The 24,890-nt window shown below is 42.9% G+C and carries 21 protein-coding genes; 11 read left to right on the top strand and 10 right to left on the bottom strand.

Annotated elements, in window-relative coordinates; all coding sequences use genetic code 11:
• Positions 1–3,135, bottom strand: a 3,135-nt coding sequence (locus IEV39_RS18415; protein ID WP_264821888.1) for an ESPR-type extended signal peptide-containing protein, incomplete at its 3' end; no start/stop codon positions are given.
• 479 nt (positions 3,136–3,614) lie between these two features.
• On the opposite strand from IEV39_RS18415, the gene IEV39_RS00840 reads away from it, so the two are divergent.
• The 5 genes from IEV39_RS00840 to IEV39_RS00820 all read left to right on the top strand — a co-directional run bounded on the left by IEV39_RS00840 (position 3,615) and on the right by IEV39_RS00820 (position 9,744).
• A complete protein-coding gene (locus IEV39_RS00840) occupies positions 3,615–4,202 on the top strand; it encodes a 5-formyltetrahydrofolate cyclo-ligase (protein WP_005288072.1) in 588 nt (195 codons plus the stop codon).
• Positions 4,203–4,346: 144 nt separating this feature from the next.
• On the top strand, positions 4,347–6,776 hold the full coding sequence (gene lon / locus IEV39_RS00835; RefSeq protein ID WP_005288076.1) for an endopeptidase La: 2,430 nt from the start codon (positions 4,347–4,349) through the stop codon (positions 6,774–6,776).
• Positions 6,777–7,094: 318 nt separating this feature from the next.
• Entirely contained in the window at positions 7,095–7,574 is a 480-nt protein-coding gene (gene rlmH, locus IEV39_RS00830; protein WP_005288079.1) for a 23S rRNA (pseudouridine(1915)-N(3))-methyltransferase RlmH, read from the top strand.
• A gap of 100 nt (positions 7,575–7,674) precedes the next feature.
• Positions 7,675–8,448, top strand: a complete 774-nt coding sequence (locus IEV39_RS00825; RefSeq protein WP_005288082.1) for a DODA-type extradiol aromatic ring-opening family dioxygenase — start codon at positions 7,675–7,677, stop codon at positions 8,446–8,448.
• A 189-nt stretch (positions 8,449–8,637) separates the two neighbouring features.
• Entirely contained in the window at positions 8,638–9,744 is a 1,107-nt protein-coding gene (locus IEV39_RS00820) for an META and DUF4377 domain-containing protein (RefSeq protein ID WP_005288086.1), read from the top strand.
• Positions 9,745–9,825: 81 nt separating this feature from the next.
• Here the strand turns inward: IEV39_RS00820 and gdhA are convergent, their stop codons facing one another.
• Positions 9,826–11,172, bottom strand: a complete 1,347-nt coding sequence (gdhA, locus tag IEV39_RS00815) for an NADP-specific glutamate dehydrogenase (RefSeq protein ID WP_005288089.1) — start codon at positions 11,170–11,172, stop codon at positions 9,826–9,828.
• Between the two features lie 362 nt (positions 11,173–11,534).
• Here gdhA and IEV39_RS00810 point away from each other — a divergent pair, with 362 nt between their 5' ends.
• Both IEV39_RS00810 and nth read left to right on the top strand, forming a co-directional pair.
• Positions 11,535–12,356, top strand: a complete 822-nt coding sequence (locus IEV39_RS00810) for an RnfABCDGE type electron transport complex subunit B (RefSeq protein ID WP_228129950.1) — start codon at positions 11,535–11,537, stop codon at positions 12,354–12,356.
• Positions 12,357–13,043 (top strand): endonuclease III, encoded by a 687-nt coding sequence (gene nth / locus IEV39_RS00805; protein WP_005288095.1) that lies wholly within the window; start codon positions 12,357–12,359, stop codon positions 13,041–13,043.
• On the opposite strand, the gene IEV39_RS00800 is transcribed toward nth, so the two are convergent.
• From IEV39_RS00800 to IEV39_RS00785, 4 genes are all read right to left on the bottom strand, one after another.
• Positions 13,040–13,225: a hypothetical protein gene (locus IEV39_RS00800; RefSeq protein WP_005231720.1), complete on the bottom strand. Its 186-nt coding sequence runs from the start codon at positions 13,223–13,225 to the stop codon at positions 13,040–13,042. The two genes, nth and IEV39_RS00800, sit on opposite strands and share 4 nt — an antisense overlap.
• A 61-nt stretch (positions 13,226–13,286) precedes the next feature.
• Positions 13,287–13,940: an adenylate kinase gene (gene adk / locus IEV39_RS00795; protein WP_005231721.1), complete on the bottom strand. Its 654-nt coding sequence runs from the start codon at positions 13,938–13,940 to the stop codon at positions 13,287–13,289.
• Positions 13,941–14,023: 83 nt separating this feature from the next.
• Positions 14,024–15,337, bottom strand: coding sequence for a DUF445 domain-containing protein (locus IEV39_RS00790; RefSeq protein ID WP_004652140.1), 1,314 nt, complete (start codon positions 15,335–15,337; stop codon positions 14,024–14,026).
• A gap of 62 nt (positions 15,338–15,399) precedes the next feature.
• The gene (locus IEV39_RS00785; RefSeq protein WP_005231723.1) at positions 15,400–15,918 is read right to left on the bottom strand and encodes a hypothetical protein; all 519 of its coding nucleotides are present in this window, start codon (positions 15,916–15,918) and stop codon (positions 15,400–15,402) included.
• A 238-nt stretch (positions 15,919–16,156) separates the two neighbouring features.
• Between IEV39_RS00785 and mrdA the strand changes: the two genes are divergently transcribed.
• Together mrdA and rsmD are read left to right on the top strand one after the other, a co-directional pair.
• Positions 16,157–18,178, top strand: coding sequence for a penicillin-binding protein 2 (gene mrdA, locus IEV39_RS00780; RefSeq protein ID WP_005288098.1), 2,022 nt, complete (start codon positions 16,157–16,159; stop codon positions 18,176–18,178).
• Entirely contained in the window at positions 18,178–18,726 is a 549-nt protein-coding gene (rsmD, locus tag IEV39_RS00775; RefSeq protein WP_005288101.1) for a 16S rRNA (guanine(966)-N(2))-methyltransferase RsmD, read from the top strand. The genes mrdA and rsmD overlap by 1 nt, the downstream gene beginning before the upstream one ends.
• On the opposite strand, the gene IEV39_RS00770 is transcribed toward rsmD, so the two are convergent.
• The gene (locus tag IEV39_RS00770; protein WP_032870496.1) at positions 18,723–19,127 is read right to left on the bottom strand and encodes a hypothetical protein; all 405 of its coding nucleotides are present in this window, start codon (positions 19,125–19,127) and stop codon (positions 18,723–18,725) included. The genes rsmD and IEV39_RS00770 overlap by 4 nt on opposite strands.
• 261 nt (positions 19,128–19,388) lie before the next feature.
• Here IEV39_RS00770 and IEV39_RS00765 point away from each other — a divergent pair, with 261 nt between their 5' ends.
• Together IEV39_RS00765 and IEV39_RS00760 are read left to right on the top strand one after the other, a co-directional pair.
• Positions 19,389–19,739, top strand: a complete 351-nt coding sequence (locus IEV39_RS00765) for a hypothetical protein (RefSeq protein WP_005231727.1) — start codon at positions 19,389–19,391, stop codon at positions 19,737–19,739.
• A 38-nt stretch (positions 19,740–19,777) separates the two neighbouring features.
• Positions 19,778–20,416, top strand: coding sequence for a DUF2238 domain-containing protein (locus tag IEV39_RS00760; protein WP_005288104.1), 639 nt, complete (start codon positions 19,778–19,780; stop codon positions 20,414–20,416).
• A 25-nt stretch (positions 20,417–20,441) separates the two neighbouring features.
• On the opposite strand, the gene blp2 is transcribed toward IEV39_RS00760, so the two are convergent.
• The 3 genes from blp2 to pstB all read right to left on the bottom strand — a co-directional run bounded on the left by blp2 (position 20,442) and on the right by pstB (position 24,881).
• Positions 20,442–22,619 (bottom strand): Ig-like repeat protein Blp2, encoded by a 2,178-nt coding sequence (gene blp2, locus IEV39_RS00755; RefSeq protein WP_005288107.1) that lies wholly within the window; start codon positions 22,617–22,619, stop codon positions 20,442–20,444.
• Positions 22,620–22,857: 238 nt separating this feature from the next.
• Complete coding sequence (gene sohB, locus IEV39_RS00750; RefSeq protein ID WP_005288111.1) at positions 22,858–23,820, bottom strand: protease SohB; 963 nt, start codon at positions 23,818–23,820, stop codon at positions 22,858–22,860.
• Between the two features lie 146 nt (positions 23,821–23,966).
• Positions 23,967–24,881, bottom strand: a complete 915-nt coding sequence (gene pstB, locus IEV39_RS00745; RefSeq protein WP_004770231.1) for a phosphate ABC transporter ATP-binding protein PstB — start codon at positions 24,879–24,881, stop codon at positions 23,967–23,969.
• Between the last annotated feature and the right edge of the window lie 9 nt (positions 24,882–24,890).

Genomic DNA, 24,890 nt, shown 5'->3' with positions numbered 1-24,890 from the left:
CACGATGTTTAACTTGTCACCCAAGTTACGATGAACGTCTGCACCGGCATTACCAGCAAAGTTCAAGCCCTTGTTTTGCAACTCGGTCTTGGTGTTGTCAATCTTGCTGTTTAGCTCAGTCTTGGTATCAGTAATCTGATTGGTTAACTGATCTTTAGTGTCATTTAACTTGTTATTGGTATCCGTGATCTGGTTACCCAAGTCTTTTTTAGCGTCGTCTAACTTGTTGTTGGTATCAGTAATCTTGTTATCCAGACCATCTTTAGTTTTGGTTAACTGGTCAACATTGACTGCATCTTTACCATTTACACCATCAGCAACGTTAGTAATAACTTTATTACCTGCATTGATGCCGTCTTTAGTGATGCTTGGGCCATCTTTGATGGTTAAGCCATTGTTGTTGAGTACGCTATCGCCAGTGGTGATGCTGTCGAACTTCGCATCTTTCAACAATTCGATCTTGATACCATCTGCTGTCGTACGGGTAATGACATTTTCACCGCTGGTCTTGTCTTCTGCTGTTGCAGCATCAGCACCACCCACGATGTTTAACTTGTCACCCAACTTACGATGAACGTCTGCACCTGCATTGCCAGCAAAGTTCAAGCCCTTGTTTTGCAACTCGGTCTTGGTGTTGTCAATCTTGCTGTTTAGCTCAGTTTTAGTATTGTTAATTTGATTACCTAAATCTGTTTTAGCATCATTCAGATTTTTATTGGTATCTGCAATTTGATTATCCAAATCAGTTTTGGTGTTATCAATTTTCTGATCCAGATTGGTAATGTTTTGCGCATTCTCATTCACACGAGAATCAACATGTTTAAGCTGACGAACAGTCACGGCATCTGAATCGGCAGCACCATCTTCAACATTGGTAATACGGCGTTCTTTACCCGCAGAACCAACAGAGATCACACCATTTGACATTGATGCATCACGATTGGTGAGGAATGAGTTTCCAGTTGCTTCTGTCGCAACTGCATCTTGTCCTAAAGCCACACTGTTTTCTGCTTCAACTCGGCTACGTGCACCTAATGCAACACCACCGACAACCAGAGATTGCGCACCTTGACCAACAGCAACTGCATTTTCCTGATCAGCTAAAGCACCGCCACCAATTGCAGCAGCGTTTTTGCCTGTCGCCTTGGCACCGCCACCGATCGCAGCAGCATTTTCATTGCTTGCTTCAGCACCCTTACCTACCGCAGCAGCACTATCACCCGTTGCTTTAGCATTGCTACCGATTGCAGCAGCACCATTACCTGTTGCAGTCGCACCTTCACCTGGTTTATTACCCGAACCAATTGCAGTTGAATTGGTCCCAGACGCAAGTGAGTTAATCCCCATTGCCGATGCGCCATCGCCTGTTGCCTGAGCGACCGCACCAAATGCAGCAGCACCTTTACCAGAGGCATTCGACATTACACCAAAGGCAGCTGATGCATCACCTGTTGCCTTAGAGGTCATACCAAAAGCAGAAGAAAATGCGCCCGTAGCTACAGCCTGAGTACCCACTGCAGTTGAACCATGATTCGCTTCAGTCGTTGGATAACGACCTGCTTTTAAAGTTCCACCTGTAATATCAGTATAGGTTTTACTTAATTCGGCATCTTGGGCAATTTTATCAACATCATCACCGCCAATCGCGACAGATGAGTTACCTCGCGCAATAACATCTGCACCAATCGCAACTGACTGGTCGCCAATCGCTTTGGTCTGGTCACCGATTGCAATCGATTGATTGCTATAGCCAGGCGCTGTACCTGCAGCGCCACGAGTCGATGCATTACGACCAATCGACACATCACCGCTGCCCACTGTTTCACTGGCACTACCTACAGAAACAGCTCCAACCCCAGCACTTCTTGCACTTGAACCGACCGCAACCGATTCAGAACCAGTTGAGGTTGTATTTACACCCACCGCGATTGAATTACGGCCTTTTGCACCATCATTTTCATAGTTACCACCTTGCATGCCATTGTCATTGACACTGACATAATGAGTACGTGCAGCTTTTAACTGACCAACCGTTGCAGCATCAGAATCAGCTGCACCATCTGCGACATTTTGAATACGACGCTCAGCACCCACATCCCCTACAGACAAAACACCTGTTGGTGCAGCTTGTTTGGTTAGGAAACTTTCACCAGTCGCTTGAGTCGCTTTTGAATCTTTACCTAAAGCAATACTGTTTTCAGCTTCTGAACGTGCACCCTTACCGATTGCAACACCACCATCAAAAGTAGCTTCTGCTTGGTCACCAATTACAACAGCTTCATCTTTATTGGCTTTTGCGCCCGTACCAATCGCAACTGATTTTTTACCAGTTGATGCCGAGAATGCACCAATTGCCAAAGAGTTTTCTTGTGTTGCAACCGCACCACCACCAAATGCAATCGAATCTTTACCTGTCGCCTTGGTTGCCATGTTTGGCTGATAGGATGCGCCTGCCTGACCTGCGACAGAACCTGCATTTTCAATATCTGGAGAACCAATGGCAATTGAACGGTAACCTTCTGCAGTTGCAGAGTGACCAATCGCTAAAGAACCTTTACCTGTTGCGGCTGCCACATTACCAATTGCCTGCGAAAAGTCTCCAGTTGCTGCTGACTGACGGCCAATCGAAAGCGCAGTATTCCCTTTTGATAAAGCACCTGTTCCGATTGCAACGCCGGCAATATCGGTCGTGGTTGCATAAGAACCGATTGCCGTACCTAAACCTTTTTCAGTGGTCGCACCTGTACCCAAGGCAATTGAACCGCCTTGTTTCATTGTTCCTGCAAAAGCGCCTGTTGAATTGTTATATGGATTTTGGCGGTTTGCGATATTAGTACTGGTAGAGTCTTGTGTCTTAGCACCACAACCAATGGCAACATCTTTACCATTGGCAGTATTTGCAGCGCCTTCGCGACAGTTCATCGTTGAACCAGAAATAGAAGTCCCGGCACCCCCTCCATTATCAATCCCACTTGCGGCAAATGCCGCAGGAGAAAAACTGATCGCCCCAACCAGTACTGCAGCAGACAAATTTAAAATTTTTGACTTAGTTTTGGTTTTACTTTTTGCCAGTTCAGAGGTTGCAACCCATGCGCCAATAGATGCATTCCAAACCACTTTATACACTTTGTTCATAAAATTCTCAGATGTTTACTACAGTTATTGATGGTCTAAAAATGCAAATGAGCATTTTTAGTTTCGATGCCGAAAAAGAGCCGCGGATGCTAATAAAACCGAGTAAATTGGTAAAGATACAATGAACACTTTTTGATAAAATGTGAGACTTATTTCTCACATTATTAAAAAATCATGTAAAATAAATTCATGATTTAACTACAAAAATAATTTTATGTTTTCTTTTGTTTCCGTTTTGTTTCTTTTTACAAATAAAATGAAAAGTAGAGCAAAAACTCCATAAAACAAAGCAAAATAATATTCAATACCTTTAATTACCATTAATTATTGAAATAAGTAATCAAAAAACCATTTATTAGCTGGGATAAAAATAACCACAACACTATCAATTTTTACTTATGAATTCCAAAACACTGGGTTTTAGATATTGTTTGCTAAATCGAGTATGATTCTCTTATCAAAAATATTGCTGCAATCTTATGGGCCAAGATTTAAAATTATTAAGAAAACAGCTACGCGTTAAAAGAAGACAACTCTCCTCTTATCAACAAAGGCAAGCTGAACAGCAGGTTTTGATTCAGCTCAGAAAGTCAGTCCCTTTTCAAACATCAAGAAAAATCGGGCTGTATTTACATGCCTTTGGTGAAATTCATACTCACAAAATTCTAAAACTCTGTTTTCAGCATGGAAAACAGGTTTATTTACCCATGATCTGTAATATGAACCAGCAACTGGTCTGGGTACGGGTGCATTCAAACCAATATTTTAATCAACGCTTTTCACACCATCCGCTAGGGATGAAGGAACCCATGGCAAATCGCGGCCACCATGTTTCCCGACTCGATCTACTGCTTATGCCTTTGCTGGCCTGTGATTATCGGGGAACACGTATCGGCATGGGAGGTGGTTTTTATGACCGGACTCTAGCCAGTGCTCAACAGCGCCCTTATCGTCTCGGTCTGGCCCATGACTTCCAATATATACAACAACCTTTATTACGGGAGAAATGGGATCAACCTCTAGATGGATTACTCACACCTAAAAAATTCTATTTTTTCAAGCGCTAACTTGCACTTTTTGTTATCACGGGCCTAAATCTTGAGTAATTTAGTCTTTTTTTTATATTTTCTAAGTAAAAACCCTTGTAATTTTTAAAATGCACATCACTATAAAAAACATGGCAACACCGTTGTCACTCATTAGGAGTGCCCATGTCTGAATATATTTTAAATAATGAAACAAGCTTAGAGCCACAGGTTCCAAGTGTATTACCACTATTAGCGTTACGTGATGTTGTGGTGTATCCGCACATGCAAATTGCGCTATTCGTGGGTCGTGAAAAATCGATCAATGCAGTGGATGTGGCTCGTAACAGTGACAATTTAGTATTTGTAGTTGCGCAAAAAGATTCGCTTACAGAAGAAATTGATCACGATAATCTCTATCAATATGGAACTGTGGCCAAAATCGTACAGGTTGTTAATCATGAAAATGATGAAAACTGCATTAAAGTACTGATCGAAGGCCTACACCGTTCTAAGTTAGAACGCATTATTGATGGTGAAGAATACTTAACAGCTGAACATCATTTAAGCCCAATGACATTATCTTTGGATCAAGAGACCCAAGAAACTCGCTTAAATGAATTACGTACCCTTTTTGCTCAATATGCCGAAGCAAAATTACGTAATGCGCGTGAACTCGTCGCAGCAGCAAATAAAATTGAAGACTTATTACAATTGATGTTCTTCGTTGCCACTCGTGTGCCTTTAAATATTGAAGTCAAACAAAAATTTTTAGAGCACGATGAATTTGAAGCTCACTTGCAAGAGTTGATGAATTATTTGATGAATCAATCTGCTGAACAGCAAATTGAACAAACGCTGCACGACAGTGTAAAACGCCAAATGGAAAAGAACCAACGTGAATACTTTCTAAATGAAAAAATGAAAGTCATTCAACGTGAACTTTCCGATATGAATGGCGGGGCTGAAGATGACGTTGCAGAAATTGAAAAACGTCTGGCTGAAGCCGATTTACCTGAACACGTCCGCAAAAAAGCTGAAGCTGAGTTTCGTAAACTTAAGGCCATGCAACCTGCTTCAAGTGAAGCCGCTGTAGTTCGCAACTATCTGGAAGTAATTTTGGATACGCCATGGAACAAAGCCAGCAAGGTGAGCATTAACCTGAATAAAGCTCAGGAAATTCTTGATACCGATCATTACGGCCTAGATGACGTTAAAGATCGTATTGTGGAATATCTTGCGGTTCAGTCTCGTGTGAAAAAACTCAAAGGTCCGATCCTCTGTCTCGTCGGTCCTCCAGGTGTGGGTAAAACCTCGCTTGGCGAATCTGTTGCCAAAGCGACAGGCCGTGAGTTTGTTCGTATGGCACTCGGTGGTGTACGTGATGAAGCTGAAATTCGTGGTCACCGTCGTACCTATATCGGTGCGATGCCAGGTAAAATCGTGCAGTCGTTGACAAAAGTTGGTGTAAAGAACCCGTTGTTCTTACTCGATGAAATTGACAAGATGGCGCAGGATTATCGTGGCGACCCGGCATCAGCTTTGCTGGAAGTACTTGATCCATCACAAAACAGCAAGTTCAATGACCATTATTTAGATCTTGATCTTGACCTTTCTGAAGTGATGTTCATCTGTACCGCAAACAGCATGAATATTCCAGAGGCCTTACTGGACCGTATGGAAGTGATTCGTCTACCGGGTTATACCGAAGATGAAAAAGTCAATATTGCTGAACGTTACCTTGTTCCGAAAGCAATCAAGAACAATGGCTTACGTACTAAAGAATTGACTGTTCATGAAGAAGCAATCCGTGACATCGTTCAACGTTATACACGTGAAGCCGGTGTTCGTAGTTTAGAGCGTGAAGTCTCTAAAATTGCGCGTAAAGTGGTAAAAGAAGCGGTCAGCAAGAAGTCGAAAAACTTACAGATTGACGTGACTTCTGCCAATCTTCCTGAATACTTGGGTCCGCATAAGTTTGACTTTGGTATCGCTGAAGATGAAGCACAGGTGGGTCGTGTCAACGGTCTAGCTTGGACGTCTGTTGGTGGTGAATTGCTGACCATCGAGGTTGCTGCAGTCAAAGGTAAAGGCAAATTCATTACAACCGGTTCACTCGGTGATGTTATGAAAGAGTCGATTACCGCAGCAATGACCGTGGTACGTACCCGTGCGGATGAATTGGGCATTGAATCTTCACGTTTTGAAGAAACCGATGTTCACGTGCATTTACCTGAAGGTGCAACGCCAAAAGATGGTCCATCTGCTGGTTTAGCTCTTACGACTGCCCTCGTATCGGCATTCACAGGTATTCCGATTCGTCCAGATATCGCCATGACCGGTGAAACCAGTCTCGGTGGCCGTGCGATGCGTATTGGTGGTCTGAAAGAAAAACTTCTTGCAGCCCACCGCGGCGGAATCAAGCTGGTCTTCATTCCACAAGATAACGTTCGCGACTTGGCTGAGATTCCAGACAACGTGAAAGAAGGTTTAGAAATCAAGGCTGTGAAAAGTATTGATGAAATCCTGCCTTTAGCGTTAACGGATACACCGAAGCCTTTACCTAAAACACCGATTGTAAAACCGGTGGAAGAGGCAAAAGCTGCACGTCACTAAACAGTGACTGATAAAAGAGAGAGCTTCGGCTCTCTTTTTTTGTTACATCTTCTGGTTGAAAAATAACCAATATCTTGCATAATAAAATAGAGTCGATAAAACAAAGATCAAGTTTGACTCAGTGAACTCATTTTAGTGCCATCTGAACTCCAGACGGATGGCTCTTTGATCGCAGCTCATACGCATTTTGAGCTGCGTTTTTTATGGAAAATATAAAACAGCTTTTTGTATTATTTATGACAAGATAAACCGCAGCTTTTGCCCTATGCGGGTCCGCAACATTTATAATGTGTGGAATTTGCTAAATAAGCCGTTCTTATGAAAATTCGCATTCTTACCATTGGTCAAAAAATGCCTGCTTGGGTTCTTACCGGATTTGAAGACTATTTCAAACGTATCCAGCCATTCGTGCAAACACAAGTGATTGAACTACCGATGGCAAAACGCGGAAAAAATGACTCCGAAGCGGATATTTTAAAATACTGTCAAATTGAAGGTGAAAGTATTTTAAATGCGCTCAAGCCAAATGAAACCTTAATTGCCTTAGAAGTCGGCGGGCGCGAACTCAGTACCGAGAAACTGGCAGATACCATGAAACACTGGATGCTGGAAGGCAATGATATTGCGCTTGCAATTGGTGGGCCGGATGGACATTCAGATGCGGTTCGTAAGGCAGCAGCCTGGCATTGGTCATTATCGAAATTGACCATGCCCCACCCGATGGTGCGTATCCTGCTAATTGAACAGTTATATAGAGCGGTGAGTATTAACCATAATCATCCTTATCATCGGGCCTAAAGGCTGTTCTGATTTTAGAACAATATGTTGACGTTTAATGACTGACATTGTCATCACTTTTTTGTCACGATAATCATGTCATTTTAATTAGGTGCCCTATATGACTTTCCAGACCTTACCCGGACTCTTTATTTCTCATGGTTCGCCTATGCTTGCCCTTGACCCGGAACAGGTTGGCCCGGCCTTAAATCGCTTGAGTAGCAACCTGCCTAAACCTCAAGCGATTATTGTCATGTCGGCACATTGGGAAAGTCAGGCGCTGGAAGTCAGTACATCGACACGCCCTGAAACCTGGCATGACTTTCGTGGTTTTCCACCTGCACTTTATGAGATTCGCTACCCGGCACCTGGCGCACCGCAGTTGGCAGAAGAAATATTGAAGCTATTTGCTGAAGCAGGTTTGGCTGCGCATGCCAACAGTACCCGTCCACGAGATCATGGAGTCTGGATGCCGTTACTGCATATGTATCCAGATGCAGATATTCCGGTGATCGAAATCTCATTACCGATACATATGAATGCCGACGAGATTTATAAAATTGGACAAGTACTTTCACCACTGCGTGAACAACAGATTTTACTGATCGGCTCAGGCAGTATCACCCATAATCTGGCTGAACTTTCCTGGCAAGCAGATGCCGATGTGCCAGTTTGGGCCAGCACCTTCCGTAATGCAGTGGTCAACAAACTGACTCATCAGGATTATGATGCTGTGCTGGACTGGCCATCCTTACCCTATATACAGAGAAACCACCCCTCTCTAGAGCATTTTGCACCACTTTTCTTTGCTATGGGCACAGGAAATCGCTTTAATATTGTGCACAGCAGCTTCTCGATGGGCTCCCTCGGAATGGATATTTACCGATTCGACTAAATTGCGTACTGAATCACATAAAAACAAAATAGGCTTGTATATAATATTAGCAAGCCTATAAATCCATTATATTTTTTAAAATTTACAAATAGAAACATTTAACAAACTTAATACCTAAGTGGCACCCATGCTCTTTTTTTAAGAATACTTTAAGCTTAGGTCTGTTATTTATTTCCCGTTGTTTTGAATATGAAAATTAAATATTTAGTTCTTGCCTTACTTCCACTTTCTTTAATGGCGTGTCAAACGGTACAAAATGTGACTGATAACGTGATTTCACAAATTAATACAACTGCTGCAAAAAATTTGGCTGAATACAACTGGACTTACCAAGGTTCAAAAGCGTCTAAACCTTTGGTTTTAGCATTTGGTGCAGACCAGAAGCTTGCAATCCAAACCGGTTGTAACAATCAGGGCGGTACTTGGAAAGTTGAAGGCAATACCATTGTCACTTCTCCACTGGTATCAACCATGATGGCGTGTGCAGACGATTTAATGCAACAAGAACGTTTATCTGCTGATATTTTCAGCGAGAAAAAAGTACCATTTGAGATCAGCACGGTGAATGGTCAGGCAATCTTGACTGTGACGGACAGCAAAGGTCAAAAACACGTATTCACAGGTGCTAAAGTGACAAATAACAATGTATTGACCAATTATACCTGGTCATATCAACCTGCTGATAGCAAACGTCCAATCGTATTAAGCTTCTTAGGCAATGACCGCTTATCTGTAGATACGGGTTGTAACCGTCAAAATACCTCTTGGAAAATCGAAAACGGCGCGATTGTGACCGGTGCGTTGGCTTCAACAATGATGGCTTGTGAACCTGCATTGATGAAACAGGAACAGTTTGCGGGTGACCTTTTACAAAAACGTAAAATCGCTTATGAAGTGAATACAAGCAATCCAGAACAACCAACTTTGGTCATCGCGGATGCAAAAGGTCAAAAATATACATTCGTGGGTAAAATGACACCTGAAGCAAAATACCAGTCTGAAGGTAAAACTGTTTTCTTGGAAGTTGCCCCAGAAACTAAATCATGCACAGGCGTTGCGCCACAAACCTGTATGCAAGTGCGTGAAGTTAAATATGACGACAAAGGGTTAAAAACTTACGCTGACAAAAACTGGTCGCTTTACTACGGTCAAATCGAAGGTTTTGAGCACAATCCACAACAACGTGTAATTGTACGTGTGAAGCGTTTTGACATTCAAAACCCAGCTGCTGATCAATCAAGCATTGCAGACGTACTCGATATGGTTGTTGAACAAGAGATTGTGAAAAAACCATAATTTATAGCGGTAAATAAAAAAATCCGATGTCTTAACATCGGATTTTTTTATGGGAGGTCTCTCTTGATTAAAGGGAGATTTTTAATAAATACCCTGCGCTAAAATGGCATCAGCAACCTTTACAAAACCCGCAATATTGGCACCATCAACATAATTGATTGAGCCATCTTCCTGAATACCATATTTGACACAGTTACGATGAATCTCTTTCATGATTGCATGTAAGCGCTCATCGACCTGTTCAAATGACCAACCCAAGCGGTTAGCATTTTGAGACATTTCAAGACCTGATGTTGCAACGCCACCCGCGTTTGATGCTTTACCAGGTGCATATAAAATCTTCGCTTCAACAAACTTTTCAACCGCCTCAAGCGTTGAAGGCATGTTGGCGCCTTCTGCCACGCAAATCACACCATTTGCCAGCAAAGTTGCAGCATCTTCCGCTTTTAACTCATTTTGTGTCGCACACGGTAAAGCAATATCCGCAGGAATATGCCAAGGTGTTTGACCTTCGAAATATTCGAAACCATGTTTTGAAGCAAACTCGGAAATACGGCCACGTTTTTCATTTTTCAGTTCCATCACTTCATCAAGTAATGCTTTGCTGAAACCATTTTTTAAATAGACTGTGCCGTTTGAATCCGACAAGGTCACTACCTTTGCGCCTAGGAACATGGCTTTTTCTGCTGCATATTGTGCAACATTACCCGAACCTGAGATCGAAACCGTTTTACCTGCAAAGCTTTCGCCACGGGTTTTCAGCATTTCTTCTGCAAAATAAACCGTGCCATAGCCAGTTGCTTCAGGACGGGCCAAGGAACCTCCAAATGAAATCCCTTTACCGGTAAAGACACAAGAGGTGTCATTGCTCAGCTTTTTCATCATGCCGGTCATATAGCCAACTTCACGACCACCCACCCCAATATCCCCTGCCGGAATATCGGTATTCGAACCGAGATGGCGATAGAGCTCCAGCATTAATGCCTGACAAAAACGCATGATTTCTGCATCTGATTTACCTTTCGGGTCAAAATCAGAACCGCCTTTACCGCCGCCCATGGGTAGCGTCGTTAAGGCATTTTTAAAGGTTTGTTCAAAGCCTAAAAACTTTAAGATTGAAAGATTCACTGAAGGATGAAAACGCATTCCCCCTTTATAAGGTCCAATCGCTGAGTTGTATTGCACCCGGAAAGCACGGTTCACATGGGTTTGACCTTGGTCATCCATCCATGATACCCGGAACTGGATAGCACGTTCAGGTTCAACCAGACGCTCGAGCAGACCATATTGAGCATACTTAGGATTTTTCTCAATGAACGGCCACAAACTGGTCATGACCTCTTCGACAGCTTGTAAAAATTCAGGTTGATTAGGATCTCTCGCTTTAACATAATCCAGAAAGTCATTTAAGCTGTTGTACTTCAACATTCACCCCCAAGTCCATGATTTATCTTGGTGCGAAAAATGCACCAAAATAGAATATCGCATATATTTAATACAGATTACTATTGCATCACAATATTATTTTTTAGGCCAAACTTTATATTATTAATAATCAAAAACTTATTTAGATAAATGTTCATTATTTTTATAATAAATGTACCTAAAATTGCTTAAAAAATGCGGTGATATTTTTCCAGCTTTATTCTTAATATCCCCATCCTATTTTTAGTTCGCACTAAAAAACATCAACAATCGCACTATTTTTAAGCAAAAAACAAACATGCGATCTGGATGATTTTCCAGCTTGGCGACCCCGCCTAAAGTCATTATTTGCTATACTAGGCTCCCTGTTTTTTGCTTCATCCATGTCCATGTCATCAACCGCACAACATTCTCTTATCGTCCAAATAGATCAGCTCTTGCCACAGACACAATGTGGTTTATGTGGTCATCGTGATGGATGTTTACCTTATGCAAAATCGATTGCAGAAGGCGAAGAAGCAAATAAGTGTGTACCGGGTGGCCAACCTGTTGCTGATGCATTGGCGGCGCTATTGCAACGTCCTTCTCTTCCGGCTGAATCCAGTGTCTGGGAAATTCAGGCGGATGGTCGTCCACAGCGTATGAAAGCGATAATTCGGGAAGATGAATGTATTGGCTGTACCAAGTGTATTAGTGCCTGCCCAGTGGATGCAATTATCGGCAGTGGTAAGCTGATGCATAGCATTTTGACCGATCTGTGTACAGGCTGTGAGTTATGTATTCCGCCTTGTCCAGTGGATTGCATTGATCTGGTGGCAGACAGCCAACCCTTGCCAAGCGCAGAACAACGCAGCGTTGAACAGGACGATTTAAGACATCGTTACTACGCACATATTCAACGTGAAGAGAAACGTCGTTTAAGCCGTAAAGGCCCGATTGTCCGTGCAGAAATTGATGTGGAATTCTTTGCCCAGTTTTCTCAGGCACTCAACAATGTGCCTGTGATTACCCTCGTGGATAAACCCAAAGAAACGCCAGCACTGGATGCTAAAACTACCATTGAACTTGCCAAAGTACGCACGCAGATCAAGAAACTGGAAAAACAGCTGAGTGTCCGTGCAGATGAGCAAAAACAAGCCCAGTTACTGGCTTTACAACAACGTTTAAATGAATTGCAGGACATCTAAATGCCCGTTAAAAATATGACCAGAAAGCAGATTCAGACTTTTTTCGAACGTTTACGTGAACAAAGACCGCATCCACAAACCGAGCTGAACTATTCTTCACCGTTTGAATTGCTGATTGCGGTTCTGCTGTCTGCTCAGGCAACCGATGTGAGTGTCAACAAGGCCACCGATAAACTCTACCCAGTTGCCAATACCGCTCAGGCGATTTTAAATCTTGGGGTGGATGGCTTGAAAGAATATATCAAGACTATTGGCCTGTATAACTCCAAAGCCGAGAATGTGATTAAAACCTGTCGTATTCTGGTAGAGCAGTATCAAGGCAATATTCCAGAAACACGTAAAGAACTGGAGGCTTTACCCGGTGTCGGCCGTAAAACTGCCAATGTGGTACTGAATACAGCATTTGGTCAGCCGACTATGGCGGTCGACACCCATATTTTCCGTGTGGGAAATCGCACAGGTCTGGCGGTGGGTAAAAATGTGCTCGAGGTTGAAGATCGCTTGATTAAAGTGATTCCCAAAGAGTTTATTATCGATGCGCATCACTGGCTAATCTTGCACGGTCGTTATTGTTGTATTGCACGTAAGCCGAAATGTGGTGAATGTGTGGTTGCCGATGTCTGTAACTGGCCGGATCGCTTTGAATTTGGCGCAAACAAAGCCATTGTCGTCAAAAACCTCAGTTAATCCTGAGGTTTTTTATGCTGTTGTAATTTTGGATGTAGCTGACGTGCTTTACCGTTTAGTTTATTTTCCAAAGCCTGCTGTTTCTGCACATGACGCAACATTTTTTGGCTTTGATACAATAAAAATAACAGCAAAACCAAGCTGAAAATCACAACTAAAATCAGAACAACTTTTAGTAGCATGGTCTTTCTCCAAAATAAAAAGAGCCCTATACCAGAGCTCTTTTATCATCTGCAATTCAGATTATTTATCTAAAATCGCAAATAATTCTTTTTGAACGTCTTCAATTGCACGTAAACCATCTAGCTTATCGTAAGTCGGTGCATTTTCACCAGACGCAGCACGACCTTGATAGAAGCCAACCAATTGCTCAGTTTCGCTGTGGTAAGAACCAAGACGCTTACGAATAGTTTCTTCCTGGTCATCTGGACGTTGTACCAGGTCTTCGCCGGTTTCGTCATCTTTACCTTCCACTTTTGGTGGATTGTAAACCGTGTGATAAACACGGCCAGAAGCTGGATGCTGACGACGGCCAGAAAGACGTTGCACGATCTCTTCATCCGGTACATCAATTTCAATCACATGATCAATGCTGATGCCCGCTGATTCTAATGCTTCAGCTTGTGGAATTGTGCGTGGGAAACCGTCAAAGATACAACCATTTTCACAATCAGGCTGAGCAATACGCTCTTTCACCAAACCAATGATCAATTCATCAGAAACTAAACCGCCTGATTCCATGACACTTTTTGCTTTTAAGCCAAGTTCAGTACCTTCACGAATTGCAGCACGGAGCATATCACCGGTTGAAATTTGTGGGATATTGTAGCGCTTACAGATCAACTGAGCTTGAGTACCTTTGCCTGCCCCAGGTGGTCCGAGTAAAATAATGCGCATAAAAGAACATCCTCATTTAAAAACAATAAATCTTAAATTGAGCAATATCATACAGAGTTATCGCTCAACCAACATCAAATTAATTATAAGAAAGCAACAAATAAGTGAATTAAACCAGCAAAGAAACCAGTCACTCCACCTAGTACAATCAAAATCCACTCATCTTCCTGGAAAGCAGGACGCAATAAATTCTGGAACTCTTTCGGTGTTAGTTCACGGATGCGGTCTCTAAACATTTGAAAGATCTTCTGCGCACGACTTGCATTCAGAGCTGGGTCACATACTGGTCCCATGGTAATTTCAATTGAGCGATCAATCAAGTCAGTCTTGAGTCTAGCATACTCTCTTGGCCCTAATGAAAGCTGCAAAGAGGTTCTGACTAATGGGGTTTCCATGATTTCATTGATATGGCGCTTGACAATACGACGGGTTTTGTCTTTCTTGCTGCCATACATCATCTCAGTCATGATCGATTTTAAGGTAATTAAATCTTCAGTTACCACGCTGGCAAATACATCCGAAACCTCTTCCTGACGCTTCATAAATGCGCCTTGGACATTGTAGGTTCCAATCTTCAAGACAGGTACAATCCACGGGAATTTACGGTCTTTGGTCAAACGGAAGATCTGTGGATAGCGGATATAGTGCGGTTCAATCGGATTAAACACCATCCAGATCGCAATCCAGTTGGTCAAAAAGCCCCAGATAGCAGCCCAGAATGGAACAGTCCAGTGCCACGGCACCACAAACCAGACGATCATCTGGAAAATACCAAAGAACATCCCGATCAAGGCACTGATATGCCAAATAAAGTTGATCTCTTTCTGACCTACTTTCAGGAACATACGCACCATTAAACGGCGGTCACCTTCCATCTGGCTCACCACCATTTCACGCATATCCACCAGTGACTCGACGTTCATGGTCAGCTCAGTCACAAGTTCTCTAAGCGTATTGGGCAATTGTTTATGGGCTTGTGCATAGATACGGCGTTTAATCGAATAAGGCAGATTTTCCCAGAGCACCGCATTACGATCAATCATCACCTCATCAATCAGGTGTTCAAGCTCAAAACCAACCTGTTCACCAATAATCATGGCCATATCTTCAGGGTCCATGGCTTCCAAAAACTCGCGCAGTGATCCCAATTTAGATAAGGTATTATCGGTAATGATGCCTGAAATACGTCCAGCTTTACGCGGCACAATCCCTTGCCAACCGACAGGTAACGGGCCTAAATGGAATCCCCAGAAATTAATTGGGTAAAATACCATTTTCAGTGCCATCCACACGTGCGCCCAAGTTACAAAGGCGGTCACGGGAATGATACTTAACACTGCCAGATGGTCTGGTCGATTTAAGAAAATCTGCCACAATTCATTGACGTAATCAAACATGCATGACTCTCAGAATTATTGATACATGATGGCTTATAAAAGAATAAATCTGCATTCTCCTCTTATAAACCAAAACTTAAGGTGTAAGAAAACTGCAACACAGGTTGTGCTTTTTTCACTGTATTGCCATCTCCATCTTCTAATTTTTCACGTACTCCTGCGCCGACGCTGAAGGTACTAATCCGTTCACTGTTCAGCCAGACATATGCAAGATCAGCACCAACACCCAGGTTGGCTTTTTGCTTACCGCCATAATTTTTACTGTCTAAATGGCCTGCATAGACCCCAACGTAATAACCATTTTTATCAGTACCGGTTAGATAGTACGGATAGCGAAAACCGACTTGTCCACCAATTTCGTTGTCATCATTTAAGAAAGCGCCCGCTTTTGCATAGGCGATCCCGTAAGGATTGACCCATTCCAAATTGCCATGTAATAATTTTTTAGTAAAACCTGCCCCGACATTCCATGTTGAAACGTTTGCATCTTTCAATTTAGGCTCAGGCATAAATGGATTATCATCCGCATGACTTAAGCCCGTAAGTGTTAAAACCGATAATAAAAGGCAAATTTTTCTCATTATTTTCTCCATTTTCCCTATGTCTGTATTGGAAAATCCTATTTCGAATAGTTTGTGACTTTAACAGAATTATTTTGCTTCTAATATACAAGACCCTATAATTTTAATGTCTGCAAAGTCAAAAACTGTCGCGTCAACATTTGCATGAATTGTTGAAAATTCTACAGTATGATCATGCAACTTACGTTAAAATATTGCGTCTTTGTATCTCCCACCTCTGTAATTAAGTCGACACCCTATGAAACAGCACTTTCCTTTAAAAAACATGCAACAAGAAAAGCGCATTTATAAGGGTCGAATCTTCTTTGCCATTTTTCTGGTCGGTTTTTTTCTCCTGTTACTGATCTGTCGTTATGCATATTTACAGATTGTTCATTACGATGATTTTACAACGGCCTCAGATAAGAACCGAATTCGCTTACAACCACTCGCACCTGCCCGTGGTTATATCTATGATCGCAACGGGGTGTTGCTCGCAGATAACTATCCGGTCTTCACTGCAACCTTAAGCCGGGCCGATGTCAGCGATATCGATGATACGATCACCCGTCTGACCCCGATTTTAAATCTCGCTCAGGAAGATGTAGACCGTTTTAAAAGCCGGGTCAAAACTGCACGTAAAACCGAACGTCTGGCAATCAAATTAAACCTGACTGAAGCCGATATCGCGAAATTCAGCGAAGTGAAATATGCATTTCCCGGGGTGAAAATTGAAACGCAGATGACCCGCTACTATCCGCATGGCGAACTGTTTGCCCATGTGATTGGATATGTCGGACGGATTAATGATAAAGAGCTCAAATCGATTGATAAGGACTTATACGCAGGCACTAACCTGATTGGTAAAATCGGGGTGGAAAAAAGTTATGAAGACTTGTTACACGGCACACCAGGCTATGAATCTGTTGAAGCGGATGCCCACGGTAATGTACTGCGTAATTTAGGCCGCCAAAACCCAGCCCGTGGTAATGATCTTTATTTATCCATTGACTACGGTTTACAAACTGTTGCTGCACAGCAATTAGCAGACCGTCGTGGTGCAATTGTGGCTATGGATCCACGTACAGGTGAAATTCTGGCACTGGTCTCTAGTCCAAGCTTTAATCCAAACCTGTTTGTTACTGGGATTAGTTCAAAAGACTATAGCGGACTGCGTGATAATCTCGACCAGCCCCTGTATAACCGTGCAGTTCAAGGCGCTTACCCACCCGGCTCAACCATTAAACCGATGTTCGGTTTAGGCGGTATTCACTATGGTCTGGTGGATTGGGGCACAGCCATTTCAGATCCGGGTTATTTCTCCCTGCCTGGCGATAGCCACCGCTTCCGTGACCACAAGAAAAGCGGACATGGTTCCGTCAATATGCACAAGGCTCAAATCGTTTCCTGCGATACCTATTTCTATGTCCTGTCCTATCGCATGGGCATTGAAAAAATGAATGACTGGATGCGTCAGTTCGGCTTTGGTGAAAAAACTGGTGTGGATTTACCAAGTGAGAGCTCAGGCCTCTACCCAAGCCCGGAATGGAAAATGCGTACCCGCAAATCCAAATGGCTCAAAGGTGAAACCATTTCGGTCAGTATCGGGCAAGGTGCATTTACCGCAACGCCATTACAACTGGCCATGGCCACTGCGATTACAGCGAATAAGGGTTCACATGTTACGCCGCATGTCCTCAGAGAAACCAAAGGTGCCAAAAAGTTTGCGGTACACAATGCGCCTGATGGCAAAATCCAGTTTAACGGCACAGAACAAGACTGGACCAATATGCATGATGCAATGGTTGATGTGATCCAGTCTGGTACAGGTCGCGGCATCAAAGGTGGTTTGCAATATTCAATTGCAGGTAAAACCGGTACGGCACAGGTGAAGAGTATTGCACAAGGTAAACGCTATAACGAAGCGGCCCTGTCCTCTCGCCAATGGGACCATGGTCTGTTTGTTGGCTTTGCACCCGCTGATCATCCAGAAATTGCCATTGCCGTGGTTTGGGAAAATGGTCGACATGGTGGTTCAGCTGCACAGATTGCCCGTCCAATCTTCGATTACTGGCTGGTGACGCGTAAGAAGAATCCACTGCGTCCAGCCAATCATCAGGTCAATGGTGGTTTAATGACGGCTGGCATCAAGCCAGGTGAGTTATCGATGGCAAATGCGGCAGCAGCACAAAATGCAGCGCCAGCTTCGAGCCCGGTCGCAACGCCACCTGCGACCACACCGCCAGCCGTTCAACCCGCAGATGATGGAGTCACTGAATAATGAAGAATCAATTACGAATTATCGGTGGTGAATGGAAACGCCGTACTTTGCCCTTTGCAAGTATTGAAGGCTTACGCCCAACCCCGGATCGTATCCGGGAAACCTTATTTAACTGGTTAATGTGGGATATTCAAAATGCACAGGTACTCGACTTGTGCAGCGGTTCTGGCGCATTGGGCTTTGAAGCCCTTTCACGTGGTGCAGCCCAAGTCACCATGATTGAACCGAATCCGACCCAGGCACGTTTTTTAAAAGAGAATATTCAACTGTTAAAAGCTAAAAATTGTCAGTTACTGGTCACAACGGCCCAACAGGCTTTAAGCAAATTAAAAAACAGCTTTGATGTAGTCTTTCTTGATCCGCCTTATAGCCTTGATTTATGGCAAGAACTGGCTGAACTGGCCGATCCAATGATTAATCCGAATGCTTATATCTATGTAGAAGCCGACCGTGACCTGTCCCAACTGAAGCTTCCAGTGAGTTGGCAAAAAATCAAAGAAACCAAAGCTGGGCTGGTTCGCGCAGGCCTCTATCAAAAAGTGGTTTAGAAAATACTCAGCCAGAAAAACCGGATCATTTGGCCACGATCAAAAGGAAAACTGGACAGATATTCATAACCAATGCGATGACGGAAATTCAGCTGATAAGCGACACCATACCCAACTGAAATCGAGAAGTCGTCTAAAGACAAACTGCTGGTATCGCCAGTTAGCATTTTATGGTTAAACTGATTGGTCTGATAAGCGGTATGGTTATAGATACGCCACCGTTCATTCTGAAAAAACAGGTTATGCAAAACTGAATAATCTGTTTTCATTTGCGGATAGGCGGCGTCAAACATTTCTTCGCGGTCATCATGGAACGGCTCAAAGAAATCATAGTCTTCTGCCTGCGCCCCAGCAGTGCAACAAAGCAGCAGAAACAGTAAAAAAATATGCTTAATACGCATCATCATCTGTATTACTTATCCCCCAAACTAGGATAACGCTAAAAGTTATTTCTTATCAATCAATTAAAATTTATTCGACTGATCTTTATGCATGGTCCGATGGGCTACTTCAATCCTGCCGTTTTTTGCTATAGCGAAATCATGCAAAAGATGTATAAGTTTTTTTAATTTTTATTCTGTCAGACATAAATATTTAATTTATAAAACTAAACTTCTATACAATAATAGCGTCTTTAAAATTTCACTGTATCTCGATCTATCATGAAACTTTTGTGCTTACTCCTTGCCACGCTTAGCTTAACCGGTTGTATCTTTGGAAAATCAAGCGAGGTCAAGCGTGCAGAGAAAGTCTTACAAAATTTTCAATGTCATAATATTGAATCCAGTGAGCTGGCGACCTCTTCTATTTCAACTTTTTATCAGCAATCCTTGGCTGCCAACAAGGAAAAGGCCGCTTCTTATATTGAACAATATAAAAATGGTGAAGATCTCTTTGACATTCCCCTAGATGAAGTTGTACAACAAAAATATCAATTATATATACAAGCGTGTCAGGCACTTGGCGGTATATCTACAACAAAAGAACCGATTGCTGTAACTTCTACAGAGTAAGGGGAATACGCTTTTCCTGATCGCGTTTAGGACGTGACATGACCGAAAAACAATTTACTTTAAAACATTATCTGGCACTGGCGCTGATTGTAGTCGCCGTTGCCATTGCAAGTATTGATCCACTGGAGTTTGAGGCATATCTGTTACATCAGGCCGGCACTGTCTTTATGTTGATTGTGCTGCTGCTGACGTTCAAAAAAGTGGGCCTTGATTATGCAAGTTTCTGCTGCTATCTATTCTTTCTTCTGATTCATATTATTGGTGCGCACTACCTCTACTCCTATGTACCTTATAACCAATGGCTCCTGTATTTTATCAATTTTGATTTAGATCAAAGCATGGGCTGGTCACGAAATATGTATGATCGGCTAGTTCATTTTTCTTATGGACTGCTGCTCTATCCTTTTGTCTATCGCTGCTTTCAGGTCTGGCTACCCACTGCAAAGCCATTTTCGTTATTTCTGCTTGTAATTCAGTTTGTCATGGCCTCTAGTGTATTTTATGAACTGCTGGAATGGGGACTTTCTATCGGGTTATCGCCGGAAGATGCAGAAAACTATAATGGTCAGCAAGGTGATATGTGGGATGCGCATAAAGATATGTTTCTGGCAACAATTGGAGCGATCCTGACCGGTATTATTCAACTGGTAAAACAAAAGACGCTTATTGAAAAATAAGCGTCTTATTTCATCTGTACATTGATTAGATAATTGAATGCTGTAATACATCCAACTGGTCAAAAGGCCCTGCCTTAATGGTTTGGGTAAAATCAAAATTTTCCACTTGCTGATGGTCTGAGCTTGCAGTAGCCGTCGATGGGGCTTGAGGGGCAATAATTTGATTCAACACCTCATCGACCTGATGATTTGACATCTCAGTAGTAGACAACAATTCACTAAGATTTAACTTCTCTGCTGCAGATGAGGGCGAGACCGCTGCCTGTTTACTTTGAAAAGCCTCCAGATTGATGGCATCAACCAGAGAGGCTTGCGTTACGGCAGATTCCGAAGCTTCACTTTGTATTGATGTGGTAGTGGTCGGCGCAACCACATTAAAACTAAATCCATCACTCATTTCACTGATATTACCCGCAGCATCGGTCTGGGTTAAGGTGATCTTATGCGCGCCGAGTCCTAATTCTTGGCTAAAGTTAAAACTCCATTTGCCATTATCCCCTACGGTTACCGTACCCACCGGCTGACCATTGTCGTAAATCGTCAGTACTGCTTTGGCCTCTCCAATCCCCGCTAAAGTCGGCTTACTATCATCGGTATTTGCACCCGCAGCAATAGCCCCTTTAACCGGTCCCACATCATCGGTCACCGTTTGCAAGACCGGTTTATTCGGGGCAATGGTATCTTTTGCGCCCAGTACATCAGTGGCATCCGAACGATTACCAGCCGCATCAATCACATACACTTTACCCATATTTTTATCGGTTAATGCAGGAGAGACAGTGATGCTAAATTTCCCATCGGCTCCAACCGTGCCTGTCCCGATCGTTTTGCCATCCGGGCCTTTAATTTCAATTTTACTATTCGCTTCGGCAGTGCCGGTAACCGTATCACCTGCAGCATTGATCTGGGCAGCAGCTTTGTCTGGTGCGATGGTATCTTTACCTGCAGTGATTTCCAGGGGTTTTGAGACATTACCTGCCGCATCTTCCAGCACGATAGAGGCCTTTTTATCCGCACCTAAAGCTGGTGACAAGCCAATTTCAAACTTGCCTTGCGCATCAGTGGTGCCACTTCCAATCACATTACCCTCGGCATCTTTGACCACAACTTTGCTATTGGCTTCAGCCCGCCCTACGATTGAAGTCCCTTCTTTATTCACTTCTACGGTCGGTTGATCGGGTGCAACCGTATCCTTGCCAGCAAATACCTTTGAAGGTTCTGACTTATTGCCTTCCTTATCTTCCGCCACAACAGTTCCACCCTTGTCGCTGGTTAAAGGAGGTGAAACCTTGATCGAATACAGTCCCTGTTTGTTGGCAATTACGGTCCCGAGCAGGTTATTATTGGCATCATAAATCGAGACTTTGGCATTGGCCTCTGTCTTACCGGTGACAATGGTGCCGTCGGCATTAAGCTGGGCAGTCGGTTGATCAGGTGCAATAGTATCTTTATTTCCCGTTACAACAGCCATCTTTGAAGCATTTCCCGCGCTATCAATCGCAGTGACTCCAACCCTGCCGCCATTCACCAAGGGCTGCTCCAGTTTGACCGTATAATTACCTTCTGCATCGGCTTGTCCCGTGGCAAGCACTTTCCCGCTGGCATCCTTGACTTCAATTCTGGCGTTTGCTTCAGCTTTACCAGTAATCGTTTGGGTATCGGTGCCTAAAGTTGCAGTCGGCGTCTCAGGTGGAGTCAGATCAATCGGTTTGTTATTGTTACTGTCCTTTTTATCGTCATCATCTTTGACAGCCAGCAAATAAACGCCTTCTGCCGCCAAGGCCACCAATCCCGCTTTGAGCAACTGTGATTTGGTAATACCCAAGTCTTCTGTAGCATCTGACATCATCATGCTCTGTGAAGGTGGCTGCGTATAAGCAAACTGAGTCAGTTGCGTTGTCGGTACATAACGTACAAACTGGCCTGAATCATCAAACTGGGCGATGCTATAGCTACCATCTTGTTCAGGGAAAGCCAAAGTGTGTTCCGTGACATTTGCATCAGTATAAAAATCACTAATAATGATTTTTTCACCGTTTTTAAGTGTAATGACAAGATCATTACCTTGTTTCATAATAGATTTGATATCGTCCTGATTTACACCAATCTGGACAATCGAAGGCTGATCGAGCATGACCGCTTTTATTTGTCCATCTTGTAAAATATTCGAATTTTTCTTCGAAGAAACGACAACTCTTGTCATTTTTATGCTCACTTATCAATTATATTTTTATCTATTTGTCGGTTAATGAATAATTAAGTAATTCATCCGCATTTAAAATATCAAAACATTCCTACAACAACAATCTCTACAACAGTATTTATGCGGTTTAATTTAAATTGACCATGCATTCAAAAATCAGACTATAAAAAATGATCCATATTTTGATGCCATATAAAAAACCAGCCTGATCTGGCTGGTTTTTTGAAGTAGACTCAAATTAGAATTTTAGATCGCGCATTTGTACAAGGGTACTATTGGCCTTCGCAAGACTATCTGTAATTTTACCCATTACCGCCGGTATAAGACTCTCAGCCATTTGTGCCGCTTGTAGGCCCAGCTTTTCACCAAATGTTGGGCGTTTACGTGTGTTAATTACATAGATATCATGCTTTGGCAATAGGCTCAGCAAATATTCATCTGAGGTCTGCAAGGTATCCACCAGATTTAACTCGCGGGCATCTTCACCATACCAGTGCTCACCCGTTGCAACTTTAGCAACATCCAGTTGAGGACGATATTTCTCAACAAAGTGCTTAAATAAGGCATGGGTTTGCTGGAGTTCTTCTTCGAATTTCGCCTTCCCTTCCGGGGTGTTTTCCCCAAACATGGTAACGGTACGTTTGTATTCACCTGCGGTATACAATTCAAAATCAACATTATGTTGTTTTAACAGACGGTTAAAGTTAGGAACTTGGGCAACGACACCAATTGAACCTACCACCGCGAATGGTGCCGAGATGATTTCATTGGCAATACACGCCATCATATAGCCACCACTTGCCGCCACTTTATCTACACAGATCGTGACATGAAAGCCAGCATCGCGTAAACGCACCAGTTGCGCTGCTGCCAGCCCATAACCATGCACCATGCCACCCGGGCTTTCCAGACGCACCACGACACGATCATGTCCAGCTTTTGCTGTTGCCAAGATTAAAGTGATTTCTTCGCGAATGGTATCCACAGCAGAAGCCTGTACATCGCCTTTAAAATCGAGCACGTAAATCTTTTGATCATTCTTGCGGCGCACTTTTGCTTCTTTAGCAAGTTGCTGAACCAGTTGCAGTAATTCCAGACGAGACGCTGTTGTTTGTGCAATTTTTTTTCTTTGTTCATTCACACGCGCATTGAGATGACTAATACGAATTTCAGCGGGAAATTTGGGTAAATGGAATAACATACAGTAAGTGCTCTATAAGTTCGGCTTTATCCATCTAAGATGTGGCCTGCTGAATAAAAATTCAATAGTGAATTTGCAAAATAGATTCATTTTCATTTATATAATAAAAAAAGAGCCCATAGGCTCTTTGATTGAACTGGCTTTGCTTAACCAAAACGACCGGTAATATAGGCTTCTGTCAACTGATGGTCAGGTTGAGTAAATACTTTCTCGGTTGAGTTGACTTCAATCAGGTCACCCAAATGGAAATAGGCCGTACGATCCGATACACGTGCCGCCTGTTGCATCGAGTGGGTGACGATTGCAATGGTATATTGCTCTGAAAGTTCTGATATCAGTTCTTCAATCTTTGCTGTTGCAATTGGATCAAGTGCTGAACAGGGTTCATCCATCAAAATCACTTCCGGACTCACCGCAATGGTACGAGCAATACATAAACGTTGCTGCTGACCACCCGACAAACCAGTACCCGGCTGACTTAAACGATCTTTGACTTCTTCCCATAAGCCCGCTTTACGCAAACTGTTTTCTACGATTTCTTCCAAATCATATTTGTCACGCGCCAAACCATGCAATTTAGGGCCATACGCAACATTATCAAAAATAGATTTCGGGAATGGGTTTGGCTTCTGGAATACCATACCCACTTGTGCACGAAGTAAAACGACATCAAGATTTGGATCATAGATATCCTGATTATCGAGTGTCACCTTACCGGTTACCCGACAGCTATCAATCGTGTCATTCATACGGTTTAGGGTACGTAAGAAAGTCGATTTACCACAACCTGATGGCCCAATGAATGCAATCACTTCATTTTGGTAAACATCTAGGTCAATCCCTTTGATTGCTTCAGTTTCACCATAGTACACATGAACATCTTTGGTACTGATTTTCACTTCACTTGTCTGTGGTTTCTTAGTTGAAGCCGCCGTTTCGAACTGAGAGACAAATGCAGTATTTGATTGCTTAACTTGCGCTTCAGATGACGTAAATTCTGTTTGCTGTGGATTCACTGATTTATCCTTTTCTACGGCGTTCATAATATCAATCGTATTCATTGTACTCTC

Source organism: Acinetobacter courvalinii (genome assembly GCF_014635545.1).
Taxonomy (GTDB): Bacteria; Pseudomonadota; Gammaproteobacteria; order Pseudomonadales; family Moraxellaceae; genus Acinetobacter; species Acinetobacter courvalinii.
The sequence above is the reverse complement of the archived record's forward strand: the minus strand, read 5'-3'. Positions and strand labels throughout refer to the sequence as shown.

What these genes read in the sequence shown, in the direction of transcription:
- IEV39_RS00840 (WP_005288072.1), top strand. Translation starts at nt 3,615, where the DNA reads ATGGGCCAAGATTTAAAATTATTAAGAAAACAGCTACGCGTTAAAAGA.
- IEV39_RS00825 (WP_005288082.1), top strand. Translation starts at nt 7,675, where the DNA reads ATGACTTTCCAGACCTTACCCGGACTCTTTATTTCTCATGGTTCGCCT.
- IEV39_RS00765 (WP_005231727.1), top strand. Translation starts at nt 19,389, where the DNA reads ATGAAACTTTTGTGCTTACTCCTTGCCACGCTTAGCTTAACCGGTTGT.
- blp2 (WP_005288107.1), bottom strand. Translation starts at nt 22,619, where the DNA reads ATGACAAGAGTTGTCGTTTCTTCGAAGAAAAATTCGAATATTTTACAA.
- adk (WP_005231721.1), bottom strand. Translation starts at nt 13,940, where the DNA reads ATGCGCATTATTTTACTCGGACCACCTGGGGCAGGCAAAGGTACTCAA.
- IEV39_RS00800 (WP_005231720.1), bottom strand. Translation starts at nt 13,225, where the DNA reads ATGCTACTAAAAGTTGTTCTGATTTTAGTTGTGATTTTCAGCTTGGTT.
- rsmD (WP_005288101.1), top strand. Translation starts at nt 18,178, where the DNA reads ATGAAGAATCAATTACGAATTATCGGTGGTGAATGGAAACGCCGTACT.
- rlmH (WP_005288079.1), top strand. Translation starts at nt 7,095, where the DNA reads ATGAAAATTCGCATTCTTACCATTGGTCAAAAAATGCCTGCTTGGGTT.
- lon (WP_005288076.1), top strand. Translation starts at nt 4,347, where the DNA reads ATGTCTGAATATATTTTAAATAATGAAACAAGCTTAGAGCCACAGGTT.
- IEV39_RS00785 (WP_005231723.1), bottom strand. Translation starts at nt 15,918, where the DNA reads ATGAGAAAAATTTGCCTTTTATTATCGGTTTTAACACTTACGGGCTTA.
- gdhA (WP_005288089.1), bottom strand. Translation starts at nt 11,172, where the DNA reads ATGTTGAAGTACAACAGCTTAAATGACTTTCTGGATTATGTTAAAGCG.
- IEV39_RS00820 (WP_005288086.1), top strand. Translation starts at nt 8,638, where the DNA reads ATGAAAATTAAATATTTAGTTCTTGCCTTACTTCCACTTTCTTTAATG.
- sohB (WP_005288111.1), bottom strand. Translation starts at nt 23,820, where the DNA reads ATGTTATTCCATTTACCCAAATTTCCCGCTGAAATTCGTATTAGTCAT.
- IEV39_RS00770 (WP_032870496.1), bottom strand. Translation starts at nt 19,127, where the DNA reads ATGCGTATTAAGCATATTTTTTTACTGTTTCTGCTGCTTTGTTGCACT.
- mrdA (WP_005288098.1), top strand. Translation starts at nt 16,157, where the DNA reads ATGAAACAGCACTTTCCTTTAAAAAACATGCAACAAGAAAAGCGCATT.
- nth (WP_005288095.1), top strand. Translation starts at nt 12,357, where the DNA reads ATGCCCGTTAAAAATATGACCAGAAAGCAGATTCAGACTTTTTTCGAA.
- IEV39_RS00790 (WP_004652140.1), bottom strand. Translation starts at nt 15,337, where the DNA reads ATGTTTGATTACGTCAATGAATTGTGGCAGATTTTCTTAAATCGACCA.
- pstB (WP_004770231.1), bottom strand. Translation starts at nt 24,881, where the DNA reads ATGAATACGATTGATATTATGAACGCCGTAGAAAAGGATAAATCAGTG.
- IEV39_RS00760 (WP_005288104.1), top strand. Translation starts at nt 19,778, where the DNA reads ATGACCGAAAAACAATTTACTTTAAAACATTATCTGGCACTGGCGCTG.